21 protein-coding genes and 1 riboswitch are annotated in these 19,302 nt (G+C 38.8%); of the genes, 3 read left to right on the forward strand and 18 right to left on the reverse strand.

Annotated features, from left to right (window positions below):
• Positions 1–194: 194 nt before the first annotated feature.
• The 3 genes from PSH54_RS18345 to PSH54_RS18355 all read right to left on the reverse strand — a co-directional run bounded on the left by PSH54_RS18345 (position 195) and on the right by PSH54_RS18355 (position 3,843).
• Positions 195–2,024 carry a TonB-dependent receptor domain-containing protein gene (locus tag PSH54_RS18345; protein WP_273606794.1) on the reverse strand — a complete coding sequence of 610 codons (1,830 nt, stop codon included), beginning with the start codon at positions 2,022–2,024 and terminating at the stop codon, positions 195–197.
• 49 nt (positions 2,025–2,073) lie between these two features.
• Positions 2,074–2,243: riboswitch (cobalamin riboswitch) on the reverse strand.
• Positions 2,244–2,310: 67 nt separating this feature from the next.
• A complete protein-coding gene (locus PSH54_RS18350; RefSeq protein ID WP_273606795.1) occupies positions 2,311–3,093 on the reverse strand; it encodes an ABC transporter substrate-binding protein in 783 nt (260 codons plus the stop codon).
• A gap of 267 nt (positions 3,094–3,360) precedes the next feature.
• Positions 3,361–3,843, reverse strand: coding sequence for a YajQ family cyclic di-GMP-binding protein (locus PSH54_RS18355; protein ID WP_004588518.1), 483 nt, complete (start codon positions 3,841–3,843; stop codon positions 3,361–3,363).
• Between the two features lie 150 nt (positions 3,844–3,993).
• Here PSH54_RS18355 and PSH54_RS18360 point away from each other — a divergent pair, with 150 nt between their 5' ends.
• Positions 3,994–4,347, forward strand: coding sequence for a VanZ family protein (locus PSH54_RS18360; RefSeq protein ID WP_064386896.1), 354 nt, complete (start codon positions 3,994–3,996; stop codon positions 4,345–4,347).
• Positions 4,340–5,242 (forward strand): ketopantoate reductase family protein, encoded by a 903-nt coding sequence (locus PSH54_RS18365; RefSeq protein WP_273606796.1) that lies wholly within the window; start codon positions 4,340–4,342, stop codon positions 5,240–5,242. Before PSH54_RS18360 ends, PSH54_RS18365 begins: the two co-directional genes overlap by 8 nt.
• A gap of 26 nt (positions 5,243–5,268) precedes the next feature.
• On the opposite strand, the gene thiI is transcribed toward PSH54_RS18365, so the two are convergent.
• Both thiI and PSH54_RS18375 read right to left on the reverse strand, forming a co-directional pair.
• Positions 5,269–6,726 carry a tRNA uracil 4-sulfurtransferase ThiI gene (gene thiI, locus PSH54_RS18370; RefSeq protein ID WP_004588521.1) on the reverse strand — a complete coding sequence of 486 codons (1,458 nt, stop codon included), beginning with the start codon at positions 6,724–6,726 and terminating at the stop codon, positions 5,269–5,271.
• Positions 6,727–6,823: 97 nt separating this feature from the next.
• Positions 6,824–7,477 (reverse strand): TetR/AcrR family transcriptional regulator, encoded by a 654-nt coding sequence (locus PSH54_RS18375; RefSeq protein WP_004588522.1) that lies wholly within the window; start codon positions 7,475–7,477, stop codon positions 6,824–6,826.
• Positions 7,478–7,802: 325 nt separating this feature from the next.
• On the opposite strand from PSH54_RS18375, the gene coaD reads away from it, so the two are divergent.
• Positions 7,803–8,294 (forward strand): pantetheine-phosphate adenylyltransferase, encoded by a 492-nt coding sequence (gene coaD, locus PSH54_RS18380; RefSeq protein WP_273606797.1) that lies wholly within the window; start codon positions 7,803–7,805, stop codon positions 8,292–8,294.
• A 56-nt stretch (positions 8,295–8,350) separates the two neighbouring features.
• On the opposite strand, the gene PSH54_RS18385 is transcribed toward coaD, so the two are convergent.
• The 13 genes from PSH54_RS18385 to argC all read right to left on the reverse strand — a co-directional run bounded on the left by PSH54_RS18385 (position 8,351) and on the right by argC (position 19,157).
• Positions 8,351–8,878, reverse strand: a complete 528-nt coding sequence (locus PSH54_RS18385) for a hypothetical protein (RefSeq protein WP_273606798.1) — start codon at positions 8,876–8,878, stop codon at positions 8,351–8,353.
• Positions 8,871–9,380 carry a hypothetical protein gene (locus tag PSH54_RS18390; RefSeq protein ID WP_054983181.1) on the reverse strand — a complete coding sequence of 170 codons (510 nt, stop codon included), beginning with the start codon at positions 9,378–9,380 and terminating at the stop codon, positions 8,871–8,873. Before PSH54_RS18390 ends, PSH54_RS18385 begins: the two co-directional genes overlap by 8 nt.
• Before the next feature lie 598 nt (positions 9,381–9,978).
• A complete protein-coding gene (locus PSH54_RS18400; protein ID WP_248462647.1) occupies positions 9,979–10,491 on the reverse strand; it encodes a hypothetical protein in 513 nt (170 codons plus the stop codon).
• Positions 10,491–10,934 (reverse strand): hypothetical protein, encoded by a 444-nt coding sequence (locus PSH54_RS18405; protein WP_054983179.1) that lies wholly within the window; start codon positions 10,932–10,934, stop codon positions 10,491–10,493. The genes PSH54_RS18400 and PSH54_RS18405 overlap by 1 nt, the downstream gene beginning before the upstream one ends.
• Before the next feature lie 207 nt (positions 10,935–11,141).
• The gene (locus PSH54_RS18410) at positions 11,142–11,573 is read right to left on the reverse strand and encodes a hypothetical protein (protein WP_095206722.1); all 432 of its coding nucleotides are present in this window, start codon (positions 11,571–11,573) and stop codon (positions 11,142–11,144) included.
• 230 nt (positions 11,574–11,803) lie between these two features.
• Entirely contained in the window at positions 11,804–12,274 is a 471-nt protein-coding gene (locus PSH54_RS18415; RefSeq protein ID WP_054983177.1) for a hypothetical protein, read from the reverse strand.
• Between the two features lie 5 nt (positions 12,275–12,279).
• A complete protein-coding gene (locus PSH54_RS18420) occupies positions 12,280–12,813 on the reverse strand; it encodes a hypothetical protein (RefSeq protein ID WP_273606799.1) in 534 nt (177 codons plus the stop codon).
• A 16-nt stretch (positions 12,814–12,829) separates the two neighbouring features.
• Positions 12,830–13,033, reverse strand: coding sequence for a hypothetical protein (locus tag PSH54_RS18425; protein ID WP_054983175.1), 204 nt, complete (start codon positions 13,031–13,033; stop codon positions 12,830–12,832).
• A gap of 290 nt (positions 13,034–13,323) precedes the next feature.
• Positions 13,324–15,189, reverse strand: a complete 1,866-nt coding sequence (argH, locus tag PSH54_RS18430; protein WP_273606800.1) for an argininosuccinate lyase — start codon at positions 15,187–15,189, stop codon at positions 13,324–13,326.
• Between the two features lie 51 nt (positions 15,190–15,240).
• Positions 15,241–16,443, reverse strand: a complete 1,203-nt coding sequence (locus tag PSH54_RS18435) for an argininosuccinate synthase (protein ID WP_004588532.1) — start codon at positions 16,441–16,443, stop codon at positions 15,241–15,243.
• Positions 16,440–17,372 carry an ornithine carbamoyltransferase gene (locus PSH54_RS18440; protein WP_024034341.1) on the reverse strand — a complete coding sequence of 311 codons (933 nt, stop codon included), beginning with the start codon at positions 17,370–17,372 and terminating at the stop codon, positions 16,440–16,442. Before PSH54_RS18440 ends, PSH54_RS18435 begins: the two co-directional genes overlap by 4 nt.
• 7 nt (positions 17,373–17,379) lie before the next feature.
• Positions 17,380–18,147 (reverse strand): acetylglutamate kinase, encoded by a 768-nt coding sequence (gene argB, locus PSH54_RS18445; protein WP_273606801.1) that lies wholly within the window; start codon positions 18,145–18,147, stop codon positions 17,380–17,382.
• On the reverse strand, positions 18,147–19,157 hold the full coding sequence (gene argC, locus PSH54_RS18450) for an N-acetyl-gamma-glutamyl-phosphate reductase (protein WP_273589257.1): 1,011 nt from the start codon (positions 19,155–19,157) through the stop codon (positions 18,147–18,149). The genes argB and argC overlap by 1 nt, the downstream gene beginning before the upstream one ends.
• Positions 19,158–19,302: the final 145 nt, after the last annotated feature.

Consider the following 19,302-nt stretch of genomic DNA (forward strand, 5'->3'; position numbering starts at 1 on the left):
TCTATTTTGAGGATGGATAAACGTGTTGATAGCAAGGCAAAAAATTCGCTATTTAGTTGTTCTAAATGAGAATTTTTTAACGCAGATAGCGACACATTTAGCCCCTGAAAATGATTAAGTATTAATGCGAATTGGTATAAATACACATTAAAAAGCCCGATATAAATCGGGCTTTTGTATATTAAAAAACGCTATTAAAACTGATAGCTTGCACCTGCAAAAAAGCGGCGCTCTGGGGTGTTGTAGTAATATACTTCACCGCTTGTAAAGTCAGCTCTTGAGTCAACCACATTGTAATCTCTGTCAAATAGGTTCTCTACACGCAGCGACAGCTCAATATTATCGTTTACATGATAGTTACCCGCTAGGTTCCAAAGTGTATACGATCCTAGGCGCGTGACTGCCCCCTCGCGATCACTGCGGTATTGCATATCAATGCGAGCATCAAAATCACCAAATTGCTTTGCGAGCTCCCAATTAGCAGTGCGCTTGGCAACATTGCGTAGCTCATCGCCGGTTTCTTTGTTTTCGGCACTTAAATATGCAAAATTAAAGTGGCTATCAAACCCTAAAATTTGTTGTGTAAGGCTAAATTCAACCCCTTCATAGCGAGCTTCGTTTATATTAGCTAACGCAAAGTTTTCATCGTAATCAATTTTATCTTCGATGTCGTTTCTAAAAATTGCAAAATCGACTTGTGCACTGTCAAAATTAACATTTACACCAAGCTCGCGGTTTATTGATTTTTCAGGTTGGAGATCTGGATTACCAAAATTTGGGTAGTATAAATCGTTAAATGTTGGCGCTTTAAAACCTGTGCTTTGACTAATTCTAAATGTTGAATTTTCAGATAAATGATAACCAGCCGCCGCAGTATAGGTTGTTTCATCACCAAACTGTTCATCGTCGTCTTGGCGAAGAGTTAAATTGGCAAGCACAGTGTCGGTGTCGTAATAAGCCCCAACAAACACCGCTAATACATCGCGGCTATCTTCATCAAATGCTTGCGAGCTTTGCGATACATCATCGTTATACCAATTAACGCCGCCGCTAATATTAAGCGCATTTGTTAAGCGGTATTGGCCGCTGTAATCTACTTGCGAGCGCTTAGTAACAAATGTACTGGTTAATGGCCCGCCGGTAAAAGAGTCCACATATGTGCTGTCAGAATCATCGGTTGCAAAAGCAACATCTATAGCATGAGATTGGTTAGTGTAGTTTTTGCTCCACTGCGCCGACAGTTGATAGTTTTTAAAGTCCCCTCTTTCAACCGTGCTCGTAGCCGGGCTAAAGCTGCTATCGTAGTCCGCGTAGCCTTCGCTGTACTGGCCTAGTAGCTTAAAGTTACCGTAGTGTGCATCTGTATAGTTTACTTTAAAGCCTACGTTTTTATTTTCATAGCTGTCGTCATCGGGCGCTATACCTTGTAATGCATCAAAACCATCGGTTTTTTCAAAGCCTGCATTAAATGCGCTAACCACTTCATTTGATTTTACTGAACCTGCAAGCTGATAGTTTTGATAAGCGTTAGAGCCAAATGTGGCATCAAGTGATACATTGCTCGCTTCACGCGTTATTATATTAATAACCCCAGCTAATGCATCTGAGCCATACACAGCTGCACGCGAGCCTTTTATGATCTCGATTCGCTCAATACTATTTAGCGGCACGTTACTTAATGCTTTTTGTCCTAGCGTGGCTGAGCCCGTGCGTACACCATCAATTAAAATTAGCGTATCGCCAGAACCTGTACCACGTAAAGACACGCCCGACGTTTGGCCAAAGCCACCATTAGGATTAATTTGAAAACCCACCTGTGTGCTTAGTAAGGTTGGTAAATCGCGTACATTGCTTGCATCTATTTCGGAGCGTTCAATTACATTAACGCTCGCTAAAACATTTTTTATTGATTGTTCAAATTTATTAGCGGTAACAGTGATTTTTTCAATTGGGCTTTGTGCAGCAGATACAGAAAAAGACAGCGCAGCCGAGATAGCAACGCCAAGAGTTGTTTTATTTAGCATGATGTTCCCTATCTTTGCCCACCGCAAAGATTTAAGTAAGTAAGATTACTTCAAGGCCGGTCTCCGGACTCAGTAAACACATAAATGCGTTAATACTTTACCGTTGCGGGGGCAGTGTTGGGATTGCTTTTGTCATAAAGGCGCACCAACTTCCCGATTATCTCGCTGTTAGTTTTAATACTTTAAACCCTGTATTTAGCAACCAGCAAGCACCTTGAAAATAGGCGGTTATTGTGAGCAGTTTGTTTACAAATGTCAACGGACGTCTATATAGCTAAAGGTTATATTATTTATTTTCAGTAAAGCTGGATGTTACGCCGTATGAACTTAAAAGCGCTGTGATTTTAGGTTTTATTTCAGACGAATTTAAAAGCTTATCCATTTGTTTTACCGTAATTTTACTGCGCGCAGGATTAACTAAAAAATGAGTATCGTATATAGCATCTGGGGTATTACTCTTATAAAGCAGGTTCATATTAAAAATGTTGTTCTTTTTAAAGTATTGATAAGCTATGTTATTTAACACCCCTACATCGGCACGCTTTAATAGCAGCATTTTAACAACGTTAAACTCATCGATTGTTAAACTAACTTGGTGTTCTTCACTTAAATACTGTGCATCGGTTTTAAAATCAGCAAAACGATAGGAATACCCCAATACTCCCGCTTTTGTTAAAGCATGTAAGTCATCGAAATAGCTTTGCTTTTGGGCGTTTTGTGCCAGCGTATACAACTCATTTTTAGCAATAACATAAAAGCTCGTTTCCTGTAAGGCACTTCTTGCTACTTCAGGCACCCATTGCATAGCCATTAAAAACAACATGTCGAATTCCCCCCATTCGACCCACTTTTTGAGCCTTTTTACAGGCAAAGAGTTAAGAGTAAATTTATATTCGCTTTGAGAGTCATTGAGTATTTTTACAAACTCAGGCGCTAACCCTTGCTCTTTTTCGGCATTAATAATAATTGGAAAGTAACCGTCCTCTACCAACACATCTACATTTATTGGCTTGGCAAAGCTAAACTTACTGCACGCAATAATAATTATAAAAACAAGAAACTTAAGCATTCAAAGCCTTTAACAGTCGCTATTAAGTAATATTGATATTAAGAATAGCCTAATATACGCAACTGCGTGATAAGCAGGTTTAATAATGCATTTAAATAACGTTAAAAGAATATGGAATAACAGTAGAGTAATTTTACGTAGGTAAAAGGGGTTTAGGCTTGCGAGTAAGTAAAGGCTGTAATTAGGGCGGGGTAAAATGTGTGGCTAATATATTTAATAACCACACATTTAAATTTTCACTTTAAAATACTAAAGACACTTAGCTAATTAATCGCGAAAGTTTTTAAACTGGAAAGGCTGGCCTAAATCTGCAGTGCGAACGACTTGCATAGCGGCTTGTAAATCGTCACGCTTTTTACCCGTTACACGTACTTCTTCACCTTGAATAGCAGCTTGTACTTTTACTTTTGAGTCTTTAATGGCTTTAACTACTTTTTTAGCCATGTCTTTCTCAATGCCTTGTTTAAGTGCAACATTACGAAACACGTTTTTACCAGCACGAGTGATGTCTTGTAGTTCCAAGCTTGCTACGTCCATACCACGCTTAGAAATTTTACCTGCTAAAATATCAAACAACTGCATAACTTGTGAGTCAGCTTCTGCTTTTAATTTAATTGTTTTGTCGTTTAGCTCAATTGATGCGTCAACACCTCTAAAGTCAAAGCGCGTTTCTAGCTCACGGTTGGCGTTATCTACTGCATTTTTAGCTTCGTTCATTTCTACTTCTGATACGATATCAAATGAAGGCATTGGGTTCTCCTAACTATTAAATCTAAATTTATGCGCCGATTATAACGCTAAAATTATAAATCTTTACATTTTTCTGCCAGTTGTTCAGGTGCGATACTAATTTAGTTTGATATACTGCAGCCTCTTTTTTAAGCGGTTTTAGGATTTATCGTGACAAGGCGTGTTTACCAAGCAGTTTTTTTGATTAGTATTGTGGTGTTTACCCTCTTATTTGCCAAAGAAATAAAAGGCGGCGTTACGAACTTATTTCCACATGTTGATAAAGTTGCCCACTTTGGGATTTTTTTTATACTTGCCATCATTATGGATAAAGCCTTTAAGTTACCGCTGTACACGCAAGTACTTTTGCTTGCGGGCTACGGTGCAGCAATAGAAATAATGCAAGATGCGCTTCCCTACAGGCAGGCCTCTTTAGGTGATTTTATTGCTGATTTTGCCGGCGCGGCCACGTACTTTTTACTAAGAACCATTTTTACTCCTCGAAAAAAGAACCCTTATGGCTAATATTCTTATTATTGGCGACGGCGCTATTGGTTTATTGCTAAGCCATTTTTTATCTAAAGCTCACACTGTTCATGTGTTAACACGCAAAGCCACTGCAAATACACGCTTTTATTGCAAAGCAAAACAGCCTTCGCAAAAAATTAATGCGCGGTTTATTACACTTAAGCAAATTAATGAACAGCCCGCGTTTGATATTGTTATTTTTGCAGTAAAGGCTTTTCAGGTGCAATCGGCCTTTACGCAAATTAAACCCTTTTTATCGCCAAGTAGTGTACTTGTTGTATCGCACAACGGGATGGGTAATGTTGAAACGCTCAATGAGCAACTCGATAAGCAACAAGCGTTGTACTTTTTAACCACCAGCATGGCTGGCTTTAAAACAAACGACTTTATAGTACAGCACACCGGTGAAGGTAAAAGCGTATTAGGTGCCTGCAACCCTTGCGCGCACAGTTATCGCCAAGCAATGTGTGAGCAATTGCAAAACGTGCCGCAGCTAAGCTACAGTACTAATATTGAGCAGCTACGTTTTGAAAAACTATTAGTAAATATTGCCATTAACCCATTAAGCGCACTGTATGATATTAAAAATGGTCAGTTACGTGTCCCTTATTTTAATAGCATTATCTTTAATTTATTAACTGAGGCATGCCAAATAGCCCATGCTTTAAAGCTTGATATTAAGCTGGCCGATGCGCTTAACAACGCTTACAACGTAATGATGCTAACCGCTGAAAACTACTCTTCAATGCATCAAGACGTAGCGCATAACCGACAAACCGAAATAGACGCCATTTGTGGCTATATTAGCCAACAAGGAAAGCGATTAAATATCAGCACCCCGCTAAACGATGCCCTACTTGCTAAAATTAAGGCAAAAAAAAGCGTGGTATAAACCACGCTCTAAATTACGGTTAACCTTTACGGGCGGTAAACTTTTACACCCGTAAAGCCTGCTTCATGAAGAATAAGCGCCTGTAACTGGCTCATAACCCCTCTTTCACAATACAGGTAGTAATCCTTATCTTTTGGCAGATCACCAAATTTAGTCGCTAAGCGGAAAAACGGTAAATGCACTACATCTATACCGTCAATCTCAAGCGGCGCTGCATCCTCTTCCTCTGGTGAGCGAATATCAACAACCACTGCACCCGCTGGTAAATCAACTACCGACTCAGCTTCTTTAAGTTCTTGCTTAGCTTCTACGTCTATATCACGCACATCCATAATGCGAGCGTTTTCAACAACTGTATTAAGCACATCAAAGTCGAACTTTTCTTCTTCGGCTTTAATAACGTCAAGTTTAGCTTTAACTGTTGGCTTTTTAGATATTACGCCGCAATACTCAGGCATGGTTTCGGCCATTTCTGCGGTGCCAATTTTACGGGCAATATTAATAATTTCTTGTTTGTCGTGCTGAATAAGTGGGCGCAAAATCAGGGTTTCTGTTACGCGGTCAATCACACTTAAATTAGCTAAGGTTTGGCTAGAAACCTGACCTATACTCTCACCAGTTACCAAGGCTTGAATATTTAATTTTTCGGCTACTTGGCTGCCAGCACGCATCATCATGCGTTTTAGCACAACACCCATTTGGCTGTTTTCAACGTTCTCTAAAATTTCGGCAACAACCGGTTCAAAATCAACCGTGATAAATTTAACTTTATGAGTAGAGCTAAATTTTTTCCATAAGTAGTAGCTGGCTTGTTTAACACCAATTTCATGTGCTGCGCCACCTAAATTAAAGAATAAAAAGTGCGTGCGAGCGCCTTTACGGATCATCTGATAACTTGCTACACCTGAGTCAAAGCCGCCTGACATTAACGAAAGCACGTCTTCTTGTGTTGGTAGTGGAAAGCCTGCCATACCTAGGTGAGTTTGCGTAACTATGTAGGCTTTATCGTCTTTTACTTCTAAGCGAATAGTTACTTCTGGGCGGCTTAACTTAACGCGCGCGCCTTCAACGTGCTGGTTTAAACCACCACCCACGTAACGCTCTAAATCGGTAGAAGTAAAGTCGTGTTGACCAATACGCTTTGCGCGTACACAAAACGTTTTACCAACAATGGTGTGCCCTACTAGGTCTATGGTTTTTTTATAGATATCGTCAAGCGTTGTGAAATCAGTTTCGGTCACTTCAATAAATTGCACAATACCAGGAATGCGCTGCAAGCTATCGATAAAGTCTAGGCGTGTTTGTGCATCATCAAGCTTAGTTACAACAGAAATATTATCCCAGTTGTTTCTTACTTGTACTTTTTCGTCAACACGGCGCAATACAATTTTAATGTTATTTTCTAACACTTTAGTAAAGCGTTTACGTACCGAACGGCTTTTAATGGCAATTTCAGGATGTAGTTTGACGATAAATTTAAGCATAGTTCACTCTTAGACTGCGGGAATTCGCGCTCCCAGGCATTGGGCGCGCGATTATAGCAAAAATTTTTGCGTCTAGGAACTAACCAACTAACAGCAGTTAGGCAAGCGCTGGCGCTTGCTCTGCAAGTTGGGTGTATTTTTCACGTAACTGATTCATTTTAAGAATGCTTTTTTCGGTGCTGTAAGCCCTAAATAATGCTAATACTTTTAAAATGCCATGATAAATATCTTGCTCAGCTAAATTACCACTGAGCCTACGCGCTTTAATATACGGAGTCCAAAAACTAACGGTTAGCTTAAGAGTATGGGCAAGTTCAAGCGCATCTTGCTCTTCTATGGCAATCATTTCGTTATCGCGCAGGCCTAAAATAACTTGGCGAACCTGCTCTAATAAAGTTGACTGAAAACCAATGTAGGCTTGTTTTAAGCTTTCATCTCTGGAGAGGATGTCGCCTAAGTTGTCGTAAAAAAAATGATAGCGCCACATTAGCTCAAATAATGAATCTAAATAAGCTGTTAGATGATCAAATGCATCATCGTTTGCTTCAATGGGTTTAAAATGAGTATGTAAATGCTCGCTGTAAAGCGCAAAAATATGTCGGATAATGTCTTCTTTATTTTTAAAATGATAGTAAAGATTACCCGGGCTCATCCCTAAATGTGATGCAATATGATTGGTTGATATTGCACGCTCACCATGTTCATTAAATAACGAAATACTGGTGTGTATTATTTTATCCTTAGTATTCATATGCGACGACTCAAATTAACTTATAAACTACATTACACTAAATATCAGCCTTGCAGTATAAACAAATCGGGCTGGTTTAAATACCATCATAATTTACTATTTTAAAAACGAAGTCTGATTATGCTGCACGCAGACATTTGCAATAATGTAGTGCTGTTAGCTAACGCAAAGCCTAAGCAGCGTAATTACACTTTAAAAAATGGTAACTCATTTAAAGCACTTTTACTGATTAAATATCAAACATAAAAGCTCAACCTGATCTCCTAGGCTGATTTGTAGAACAAACACTGATAGACTACTTAAAAAATAATAGTTAGTGAAATCTATGAACGTTACGGCAATCTATCCTGGTACATTCGACCCGTTAACCAACGGCCACACAGACCTAATTCAGCGCGCAGCTAAAATGTTTAGCACGGTTATTGTTGCTATTGCTCATAACCCTTCTAAAAAGCCGTGCTTTAGTCTCGATGAGCGAGTTGATTTAGCCAACACTATTTTAGGGCATTTGAGTAATGTAAAAGTGATTGGCTTTTCAGGCTTACTAGCCGATTTAGCTTTTGATCATAAAGCTGATGTGCTTATTCGCGGTATTAGAGCGGTGTCTGATTTTGATTACGAATTTCAGCTCGCAAATATGAACCGCCGCCTAAATCCAGATTTAGAAAGCGTGTTTTTAACACCTTCTGAGCGCAACTCGTTTATATCATCAACCTTGGTAAAAGAAGTTGCCCGCCATAATGGCGATGTGAGCGAATTTGTAAGTCCACTTGTAGTTGATGCTTTAAAACAAAGATTAGGCTGCGACGCAAACTAAATAAACACAATTAGCGCACTTTGGTGCGCTAATATACCTAACTACTTTATACCTAACTACTTTTTAGCCATAGCTTGTAATTCATTGCGGTTAAATAAAGCGCGTTTAAGCTTTACCAAGCCTAAAATATCTTTGTCTATAAATAAAACCAATGCCATTACTAAGTCACTTGTAAGCTGCCCAATACCATAAAGCCCCCAAAACCACCAATACTCTATATTACCAAGAACGATACTATCGTAATGCATACCGTAAAATACAAACGCATTAAAACTAAGCCCCACGATTAAATAATAAAAAGCGATCGGTTTAGCTTTCGATAAAAAAATCATCCATATCATCAAAGCGATTATGGTAACTGCATCAAATAAGAACAGTTTTAAGTGAGGTGTGGCTGTTTGCGGGTCCATAACCATACTTGATGTATATGAAGCCATCATAATAAATGATATTTGGGCTAAACTTTTATCTGACTTATTTATGCTTGTAGATAAGCAATATGAAAATGCAAAAACAAACAGCCATGTAATTAAAATGGTTATGTAATCGTATAGGTCAGCCATCGCCCATAACAGGCTATGCATATCGTGAGGGCTTAAATTTTGTTGTTAAATAATTACTTAACTTTGCTAAACCTAAAATATCTTTATTTAAAAGGCTTACTGTAATCATTAGTAAATCGCTAAAATTAACACCTACAAAGTAAATATCCCAAAACCACCAGTACTCATAGTGATGCATAATATCGTTGTCTATGTACATCGCAAAAAATAAAGAAGTATTAATACTTAACCCAATAAGTAAATAAATGTACAAGGTGCAACTTTTTATAAAAAAACCACATAAAGCAATTGAGGCTAGTGTTGCAGCATCAAATAAGAAAAAATCAAAGTAGGTTATGGAGTCCATATCAATAAATAAGCTAGATGAATATGAAAGTGCCATGATTGATGTTAACCAAACTTTGCTCTTATCAGCGTTATTTATTGAGCTGGCAAGTGAATACAAAAAAGCCATTAAAAAGCCCCACTGTACAAATGCACCTATGTAGAAGGTTATATTGGTATTTAATATTAAATCAATCATGAAACCTTAATGCCTAAAAGTAAAAATTGTACCGCTATCTACACTTTTGAGGCGTAGCAAATACCATAAAACAATAATTAAATTAACTCACTCCCTCAGCCTTTCTATAAATAATCTCAAATATCTCCTAAGCCGAAGTAAACCTAAAATATCTCTGTTTATAATTAGTACAATTGCCATTGTGAAATCGCTAAAATACATCCCAAAAATATATACCGCCCAAAACCACCAATAGTAAAGTGTACCTTGTATAACAATGTCGTAATGCATACCTAAAAATAAACAGGCATTAAAGCTCAGCCCTACAATTAAATAATAAAAGGGCGTAGGTATAGTTTGTTTGGTGAAATTACGCCACAGAAGTAAAACCAAGATAGTTACAGCATCATAATAAAAATAATTTAAGTGCGGTGTTTCTATAATTGGATCCACAAACAAACTAGCTATGTAGGATACCATCATAATAAATGAAAGTTGTGCCCTGCTCTTATCTGGCTTATTAATACTTGCCGATAAGTTTTACAAAAAGGCAATAAGAAAAAACCACGTAAACAAAATACCTACGTTGTACCCTAAATCGACCAGTCCCCAAAGAACATCAGCCACTTTGCTTCAATCTCATAACACCGTTCACCAACTTATCAGTAGCATGCACTAACATTAAAAAATCCTTTTTAACGAAAAAAATACCAACCATGATGATATCCATCATATTAATAACAACTGTATAAACAGACCAAAACCACCACGGTTCGTAATTACCACGTACAAACACATCTATGTGCATAGCTAAAAATAATAACGAATTGATGCTCAAGCCAAATAATAAGTAAGTAGATATGCGCTTTTCAGGTAGGAAATACCGCAGAAATAAAATAAAAAATAAAGTGCCTACATCATAGCAAAACAGTTCTATGTAACTAATGTTGTAAATATCTATAACTGTACTTAAGCAGTAAGAAACTACCATAACTAAAGATAGCCATACTGCCTGTTTTGATGGATTGTTAATGCTAGTTGTTAGTGAATATAAAAAGGCCATTAAAAACCCCCACTGCACTAACGCACCGATATAAACTGACACTTCAGGAGGGATTAGAACATTATTCACTATTGCGGTTTCTTAGCAAAGAACGAGTAAATAAGGTTTTTGAAATAAATAATTTTTAAAAAGTCTTTATTAATAAACAGCACTAAAATCATACTCAGATCAGAAATCGCCACCACTGATGAATACAACCCCCAAAACCACCAATAGGTGTAATTATGTAAAATATAAGAGTCTAAATACATACCTAGAGCAAAGCACATGTTGATACTCAGCCCAAGCATAAGATACATAAATGCAACCGTTTTCTCTTTAATATAAAAGTATTGGGCAATAATTAAAACCACAATGGTGATAGCATCTAAAATAGCGAGATCAAGGTAAGTAATGGTTTGGTAATTGAACAAAACACCTGGAAAATACGAAATAGCCATAATCGATGAAAGTATAACTAACGCTTTAAAGCGTGAATTGATAGATGAGACTAAAGAATATAAAAATGCCATGAGGAACCCCCATTGCAATACCACACCGATTATATGGGCAATTCTCACATCTAATAAAAAAGAGATGATATCCATCTTAAAAGTAAACGCTAATAATAAGCACCTCAAAAATAATAAACAACACCATTAACTGAGCACCTAGCTTAGTATTTTACTTATTAAAACTAAAAAAACTTTCATCGCCATAAACGTTTCGATACTTCGTCTTTAAAATGCTAGCTGCAAAAGCCACCTTTTAAGCTTAATTAAGCCTAAAAAGTCTCTATTGATAATTAGTACGGCAATCATACACAAATCAGAAAACATAACAGCCGATGAATAAAAGCGCCAAAACCACCAGTAGGTGTAATTATATAGAATATTGGTATCTAGATACATGCATAGGGCTAAAAAGGTGTTAACGCTAAGGCCGATGATTAAGTAGACATAAGCTGTCGTTTTCTCTTTAATAAAATAACGCTGAGTTACATAAACAGCAACTAAAATAGCGATATCTAAAAGGGCAAAATCTAAATAAGTAACCGTTTGAAAGTTTGTAAATATCCAAGGCAAATAACCTATCGCCATAATACTCGAAAGTACAACAAAGCCTTTAAAGGGGTTATTTATTGAAGATACTAATGAGTATAAAAAGGCCATGAGAAACCCCCACTGCACAATAGCGCTTAATATATAAGCGAAATCGAAGTTAGAGATTACATCAATAATAGCCATTTTGTTTGAAACACTATGTAGTTAGGCAAAAAATAAGTAATATTAACATAATTCATCTGACCCTCGTCAGTACCACAGCCCTCGCCTGGCAACTAAAACTCAATAAATAGCCCCACAAATGCAGCAAACCTCACGTTATTAAAGTTCAGCCACACTTATAACTTTTCAATAAGCCGATTACTCTTTAGCTGGTTAACCACTAGTGAAAGCATCATTAAAACATCAATTACGTTTACGCCGATAGAATAAACACTCCAATACCACCATGGCTCAAAGTTATATAGAACATATAAGTCATAATACAAAAGCAATGTAAGTACGGCATTAGCAGTTAAAGCCAGAACGAGGAACAGGAAAGCTTTGTTACGTTTAAAAACATTGAAGTACTGCAAAGAGAGCAACGCTACAATTGTAATAAAATCGTAGAACGCCCAATTAAGATATAGGTTATCTAACAATTTTATATAGCTGCCAAAAATATATGAGCAGAGCATTAATGCAGACAAATAAACAGGAGATTTATTTTCTTTGTTTATGCTGGAGACTAGACAGTAGAGGAAGGCCATTAAGAAGCCCCATTGGGAGAAAGCCGCTACATAATCCATTAGGGCTTCAGAAATATACATTTAAGCTAGATTATGTGCTGCGTTTTTGAAGACTTAAACAAACCAAAAAGCTTATTTTTGAGTTTGTGGAGACCTAAGAAATCCCTATCTACAATCAAGGCTACTATCATAAATATATCTATGATACTAACAGTAAAACCATATATATCCCAAAGAAGCCATGTGTCCCGATTATTATATATAAAAACATCTAAATGCATAGCTAACAGCAGACACATGTTTATACTTAAACCCGTGATTAAATAAGTAAAAGAAACAGTTACTTTTTTAATTATTCTATATGTAGTAACTAGAAGTGCAATTGTAATGGCATCATAGAGGGCCCAATCGAGGTAAGTAAGTTCATTTATAGATACCCATGTTAAAGAGTAATCAGATACGCCATAGGATACCATCATGATAAATGAACTTATCAGCAATGTTGTTTCTCTTTTTACTCCTAAGCTGTAAACAAATAGGTTAAATAAAAAAGCCATAGAGAATGCCCAAAAATTTAGGGCCGATAGAGAAAAGTAACCAAAGAAATCAGTTAAAAACATTAAAATCCCATAGTAATTATTTCGGGCGTGGATTTCCACCCGGCAAAATTATTCCTGCTCTCTGCAGATCATTACTAGAAGCGCTCATCGCCTCTTGAGAGAAGCTTACTGTATCAGATTGTAGTGTTTTAGGGCTAGCAGTTTGTTCCGTCGCAGGCTGTAATTGTTGTGTTTTATTGTATGCTTGCATTTGTAATTGGCTATTAGCTGAAACTTGCATGTGATTGTTCCTTGTATAAGTTTTAATATTATTTGGCGCAACTTTTAATCACACCATCATGTAGGTAATTGCATTACCTGTTTTAAGCAGTGATAGCTATTTTGCTATCTGACTTATACAAAGCAACCAATGTGCCAACATTTTTTGACATATTAAAAATACATGCTACCTACAACTATTTATTAAAACTAAATCTAAAACCCTAGCTGACACCAAACTCATCTGACCAGTTTATTATACACATAAAAAAACGTACAGGGGTAACCGTACGTTTTTTATATCCAGGGAATTTAAGCCACGTATTTACACGGGATCTCCGCACGTGTACTTGGCTTTAAAATATATTCCATTGCTACTTCGTCACAGTTTTCTTTACGAAGGCAAAGTTCGCAATCTTTCATTACCTTCTCTGGTAACGATTCTTTACTACAAAAAGTAAAACGTTGCTGTTCAAAAAAGTCTGGCACACGGGTTAATACAATAACGCGATTAAGCGCCAATTTTTTGGCTTTTGCTAATAAGTGCTCTACAAGCTGCCTACCCTGCCCAGTTACCGCGCTTTGTGGATCTATGCCTAAAGAGCGTATTTCAGCAAGCCCCGTGTCGTAAATGTATAACGATGCACATCCCGACACTTTGCCGTCTATTTCTGTTACTGCAAATTCGTTAATTGAATGCACCATGTCGCTTTTAGCACGCGGCAAGTTTTCACCTACAGTGGCCCAGTGCTGTATCAGCCTAGCAATACCTTCAACATCATCTAAATTTGCATCACGAACCGTTATTTGCTGTTTTTTTTTGGCTTCTTTAACCGCTTTGGTCACTTGTTCAATAGATGTACCGCCAAGCGCTTGACGAGCTTTAATACAGGCATCTATTTCAAGTACTGGGTAAACGTCATCTTCAAACACGTCATTAACCGATTTGTACTGCTCAAGCGAAAGCTCTTCAAGAGTTTTACCTTCGCTTATAGCAAGCTGCACAAGTACACCCACAATGTGGTGGCCTTCTCTAAATGGCACACCTTTAGCTACTAAGTAGTCTGCAAGCTCTGTTGCATTAGCATGGCCGCCTTTTGCCGCTGCAAGCGTTTTATCGCCGTTTACTTTTACGCCTTTGATACACGCTTGCGCCATGTGAATACAGGCAAGCCAAGTTGGCATAGCGTCAAAAAGACCTTCTTTGTCTTCTTGCATATCTTTATTATACGCAAGAGGGAGTGCTTTTAAGGTCATCATCATGGCACTAAACGCACCAAATACACGGCCCGTTTTACCACGAATAAGCTCTAGTGCATCAGGGTTCTTTTTCTGCGGCATTAACGATGAGCCAGAGGTAACATTATCAGCAAGCTCTATAAATCCGGCTTCACCAGAGTTATAAAATATTAAATCTTCAGCCATACGCGATAAATGAATCATAGAAATAGAAGCACAGCTTAAAAGCTCTACTACAAAATCACGGTCAGATACGCCATCAAGGCTGTTTTTAGTTGCGCCAGTAAAGCCTAGGCCTTGCGCCAAAGCTTGGCGATCAATTGGGTAGGCAGTACCTGCGAGTGCACCACTGCCAAGAGGACAAAAATTAAAGCGCGCTTTGGCATCTTGTAGGCGGCTTTCATCTCGCTCTAGCATTTCAACGTAGGCCATACACCAATGACTAAATAACACAGGTTGAGCACGTTGTAAGTGAGTGTAGCCTGGCAATATAGTTCCCAGCTCGCGCTCAGCTAACGCCACAAACTCAGCTTTTAGTGCAGCAATAGCACCAAGCAAATGATCGGCAGTATCACGGCACCATAATCTAAAGTCAGTGGCTACTTGGTCATTACGGCTTCGGCCTGTGTGTAGCTTTTTAGCTAAATCACCTACTTTTTCGATTAGTGCAGCTTCTACGTGCGAGTGAATGTCTTCTGCACCTGAGGTTGCCACTGCTTGTGGATCTGCTTTTACTTCTTCGAGCAGTTCATTTAGTGCTGCAACCAATTTGGTGTGCTCATCGCTTGTGAGTACATTTACTTGCTCAAGCGCACCTGCCCATGCCACAGAGCCAATAATATCTTGCTCTGCTAACTGATAATCGAACGGAAGTGAGTCGTTAAATTGTTTAAACGCCTCATCTGGACCCGTAGAAAAACGTCCGCCCCATAATGCCATGAAATCTCTCCAAACCCTGTAATGCCCCTTATACAAGGGGCTATAAATAATTTACTTTTTAGCCATTGCTGAAATTCTGCTCGAAAGCGAGAATAAACGAATAAAGCCTTCAGCGTGTGACTGGTCATATACGTCGTCTTCACCAAATGTAGCAAAGTCTTCGCTGTATAAGCTATTAGGTGATTTTTTCTGAACGGCTGTCACTTGGCCTTTGTAAAGCTTAAGTACAACTTCACCTGTAGCAAGTGTAGAAAGTGCTTCTGCACCGGCTAAAATAGAGTCTTTTAGTGGTGTAAACCAACGACCGTCATAGACTAAATGCGAAAATTCACCGCCCAGTACTTCTTTCCACTTACGGCTTGATTTATCAAGCACTAGCTCGTCAATGGCTTGCAGTGCCGCCATAATAACGGTACCGCCTGGTGTTTCGTAACAGCCGCGCGATTTCATGCCTACTAAACGGTTTTCTACAATATCTACACGGCCAACACCATGTGGCGCAGCAATGTCGTTTAATTTAACTAAACAGTCGTAAGGTTTAAGCTGCTCGCCATTTACGGCAACCACTTCACCCTCAATAACCGTAAGCGTTACATGCTCAGCTTTATCTGGTGCTTGCTCTGGTGAATTAGTCCAGGTCCAAACTTGGTCACTAGGCTCACACCATGGATCTTCAAGCTCGCCACCTTCGTGCGAAATATGCCATGCGTTAGCATCACGGCTGTAAATTTTTGTTGCTGAAGCAGAACACGGAATATCACGCTCAGCCAAGTAATCTAATAATGATTCACGGCTTGATAAATCCCACTCACGCCATGGTGCAATTACTTTTAAATCGGGTGCAAGCGCTGCAAAACATGATTCAAAACGTACTTGGTCATTACCTTTACCAGTACAACCATGCGAAAGTGCATCGGCACCTACTTTACGTGCAATTTCAACTTGCGCTTTAGCAATAATAGGACGCGCCATAGACGTACCTAATAAATAAGTACCTTCGTAAATAGAACCCGTTTTAAGCGTTGGGTAAATGTACTCACTTACCATTTCATCTTTTAAGTCAACTACGTAACACTCAGATGCGCCTGATGCGATGGCTTTTTCTTCAACGCCTTCAAGCTCTTCAGCGCCTTGGCCTACATCGGCAACAAAGGCAATTACTTCACAACCGTAGTTTTCTTTTAACCATGGCACGATAGCTGAAGTATCAAGACCACCTGAATAGGCTAAAACGACTTTTTTAATTGAACTCATAGGTGTTCCTTAACAAAATTTGGATTTAGTAATGTAACTAGCAGAGCATTTTGCGCATGCATGCGATTTTCTGCTTGTTGAATAATTTTTGATGCTGGGCCATCCATTACCTCAGAGGTAATTTCAAACTCACGGTGTGCCGGTTGGCAATGTAATACCGTAGTCGCACCTGTTTGTTCTAGCAATGCTTGGTTTAGCTGATATGGCATGTATTTTTCTTTAACTTGCTCAAGAGGCGTATCATCACCCATAGACACCCACGTATCTGCATATACAACATTAGCGCCTACAGCGGCTTCTACACGGTCGCTTACCATTACTGATGCACCATTCATTGCAGCAATTTGCTCAGCCTTTTTAAGAATTTGCGAATCAGGCGAGCTGCCTTTTGGTGTAACAGCAACAAAATCTGTACCTAGCGTTGCCGCTAATAACATAAGTGAATGAGTAACGTTGTTACCTTCACCTAAGTAAGCCACTTTTAGCTCGCTTACATCGCCGTGTACTTCTTGTAGCGTTAAAAAGTCAGCCAATGCCTGGCACGGGTGATATAAATCACACAAGCTATTCACTACAGGTACACTAGAGTATTCACCTAAGGTGGTTAACGTGCTGTGCTGGTTTACGCGCGCTACAATACCATCAGCCCACGTAGAAATATTAAGTGCAAAGTCTTTTACAGATTCACGTGCACCCATAGCGCCGTTTTGCTGATCTAAATACACAGCGTGGCCGCCTAAACGGTTAATTCCAATATCAAACGATAAACGCGTACGTAAACTTTGCTTTTCAAATAAGGTAACAATTGACTTACCCGCTAATACTTGGCTGTACTTTTCTGGCTTTGCTTTTAAATCACGCGCTAGTTTTAGTAAATTTAGTGCGCCTTGCTGGTCTAATTCTAGACCCGTTAAAAAATTCTCTAACATGATAACCCTATGGTGTAATTTTTGTTCCGACATGCTCGCCCTGTAGCAAAGCAGTTAAATTATCTGGCTTTTGCCAGCTGGAAATATACACACCGCGTCGTAAATGTTGGGCAGCGTGCAGGCTGGTCTTAACTTTGACCTCCATTCCGCCCAAAATTACCCCTTCATCAATTAAAGTATCAATGTGTTTTGTGTCAAGTTGATGTAACGGCTGCTTGTTTGCATCAAGTACTGCTTCTACATCTGTCATAAAAATAAGTTCTGCATTTAAGTTGCTAGCAATCGCTGCGGCAGCTTCATCAGCATTAACATTGTACCAATTACCTTGCTCATCAAACCCAATAGAGCTCACGATAGGTAATCGACCAAGCTTAAGTAAATCGTTAACAATTGAATCATCATTACTTTCGCACTTACCTACTTGCCCAAGCGCTTTTAACTTTTGAGACGCCATAACTCCGGCTTCATACAAACAAAGGCCAACAGGTTTATGGCCTGCATTAATAGCTTGGCTTACCAGCTGCTTATTTGCACAGCCAGCCAGCGCCCCCACTATGTAAGGCATTTGCTCACTTGGGCTAATACGCAGTCCTTGGTGCTTTGCACTAGCAAAGCCTGCTTGTTTTAGCCAAGTGTCGACTAACGAGCCGCCGCCATGAACAATAACAAACTGATTATTTTGATCAGCGTTTAATACATCAAACAAAGCTTTTGCCGCGTTTTCAGTATTAAGTACAGCACCACCTAATTTAATTACCCACGTTTTAGTGCTCATTAAAAGGCTCCTTTTAAGCCAGTGGTGTGATCTAAATTCATTGATAAATTAATACATTGCAAGGCTTGGCCCGCAGCGCCTTTTAATAGATTATCTATCGCTGCCATAACAATCAGTTGAGAGCCTTGCTGCTGCCAACCAATATCAACATACGGTTGTTTTACCACGCTTTTAATAGATGGCACTTTATCAGCTAACAAACGAATCAACGGCTCGTTTTTAAGTACTTGATAAGCATCAGATACGTTTTCCTTGGTAACGCCTGGCTTAAGCTGTACATAAATAGTTTCTAAAATTCCACGCGGAAAATTACCTAAGTGCGGTGTAAATAACACCTTGTGGCCAAGGTGTTGTTCAATTTCAGGCCCATGACGATGGTTAAATAAACCATACGGGGCAAGCGATACTTCACAAAAGTGAGTACCTACGCTGGCTTTACGCCCTGCGCCAGTAACACCTGAAACAGCATTAATAATCACTTTTTCATCACTCAACAAGCCTGCCTGTTGCAACGGCTTTAACGCATTAAGCGCAGCGGTTGGGTAACAGCCGGCTACTGCCACAAGATTTGCATTGGCAATTGCACTGCTATTCCACTCTGCTAACCCGTAGGCTGCTTCGTTTAATAACTCAGGATGTTGGTGCTCAAAACCATAGTAAGTAACATAGTCGTCGTTGCTAGCAAGGCGGTAACCACCTGATAGGTCAAATACTTTTTTACCCATTGCTAAAAACTGCGGGGCTAAATCAACACTTACTTTGTGATCAGTACATAAGCAGATGTAATCGGCACTCGAATTTATGTCATCAAACGCTGATTCGCTCAGTGGTAGTAGAGGAATATCAAGAAGGTTTCTATGCTCTGGGTATAAATCACTTAATAATTTATGTTTATCTAAACTTCCCTCAGAGACATAACAGCCCGATAACGTTAAATTAGGGTGCTTAGCAACTAAGCTTGCTAATTCTGCGCCGCTATAACCGCTTGCGCCAATAATCGCTACATTCATTTTTTACTCGTTTATAAATTTACTACTAAATAGGTGTGGTGTTCGCTTACACTAGCTTAGATGCTAGCTAATACTTTTCTCAATGAATTGTTGATTATCGTCGCATTATCTTCATGGCTATACTTAATATATTTATGCTTAAAAA

Origin of the sequence: Pseudoalteromonas sp. Angola-30 (assembly GCF_028599215.1) — a bacterium.
Classification (GTDB): domain Bacteria; phylum Pseudomonadota; class Gammaproteobacteria; order Enterobacterales; family Alteromonadaceae; genus Pseudoalteromonas; species Pseudoalteromonas atlantica.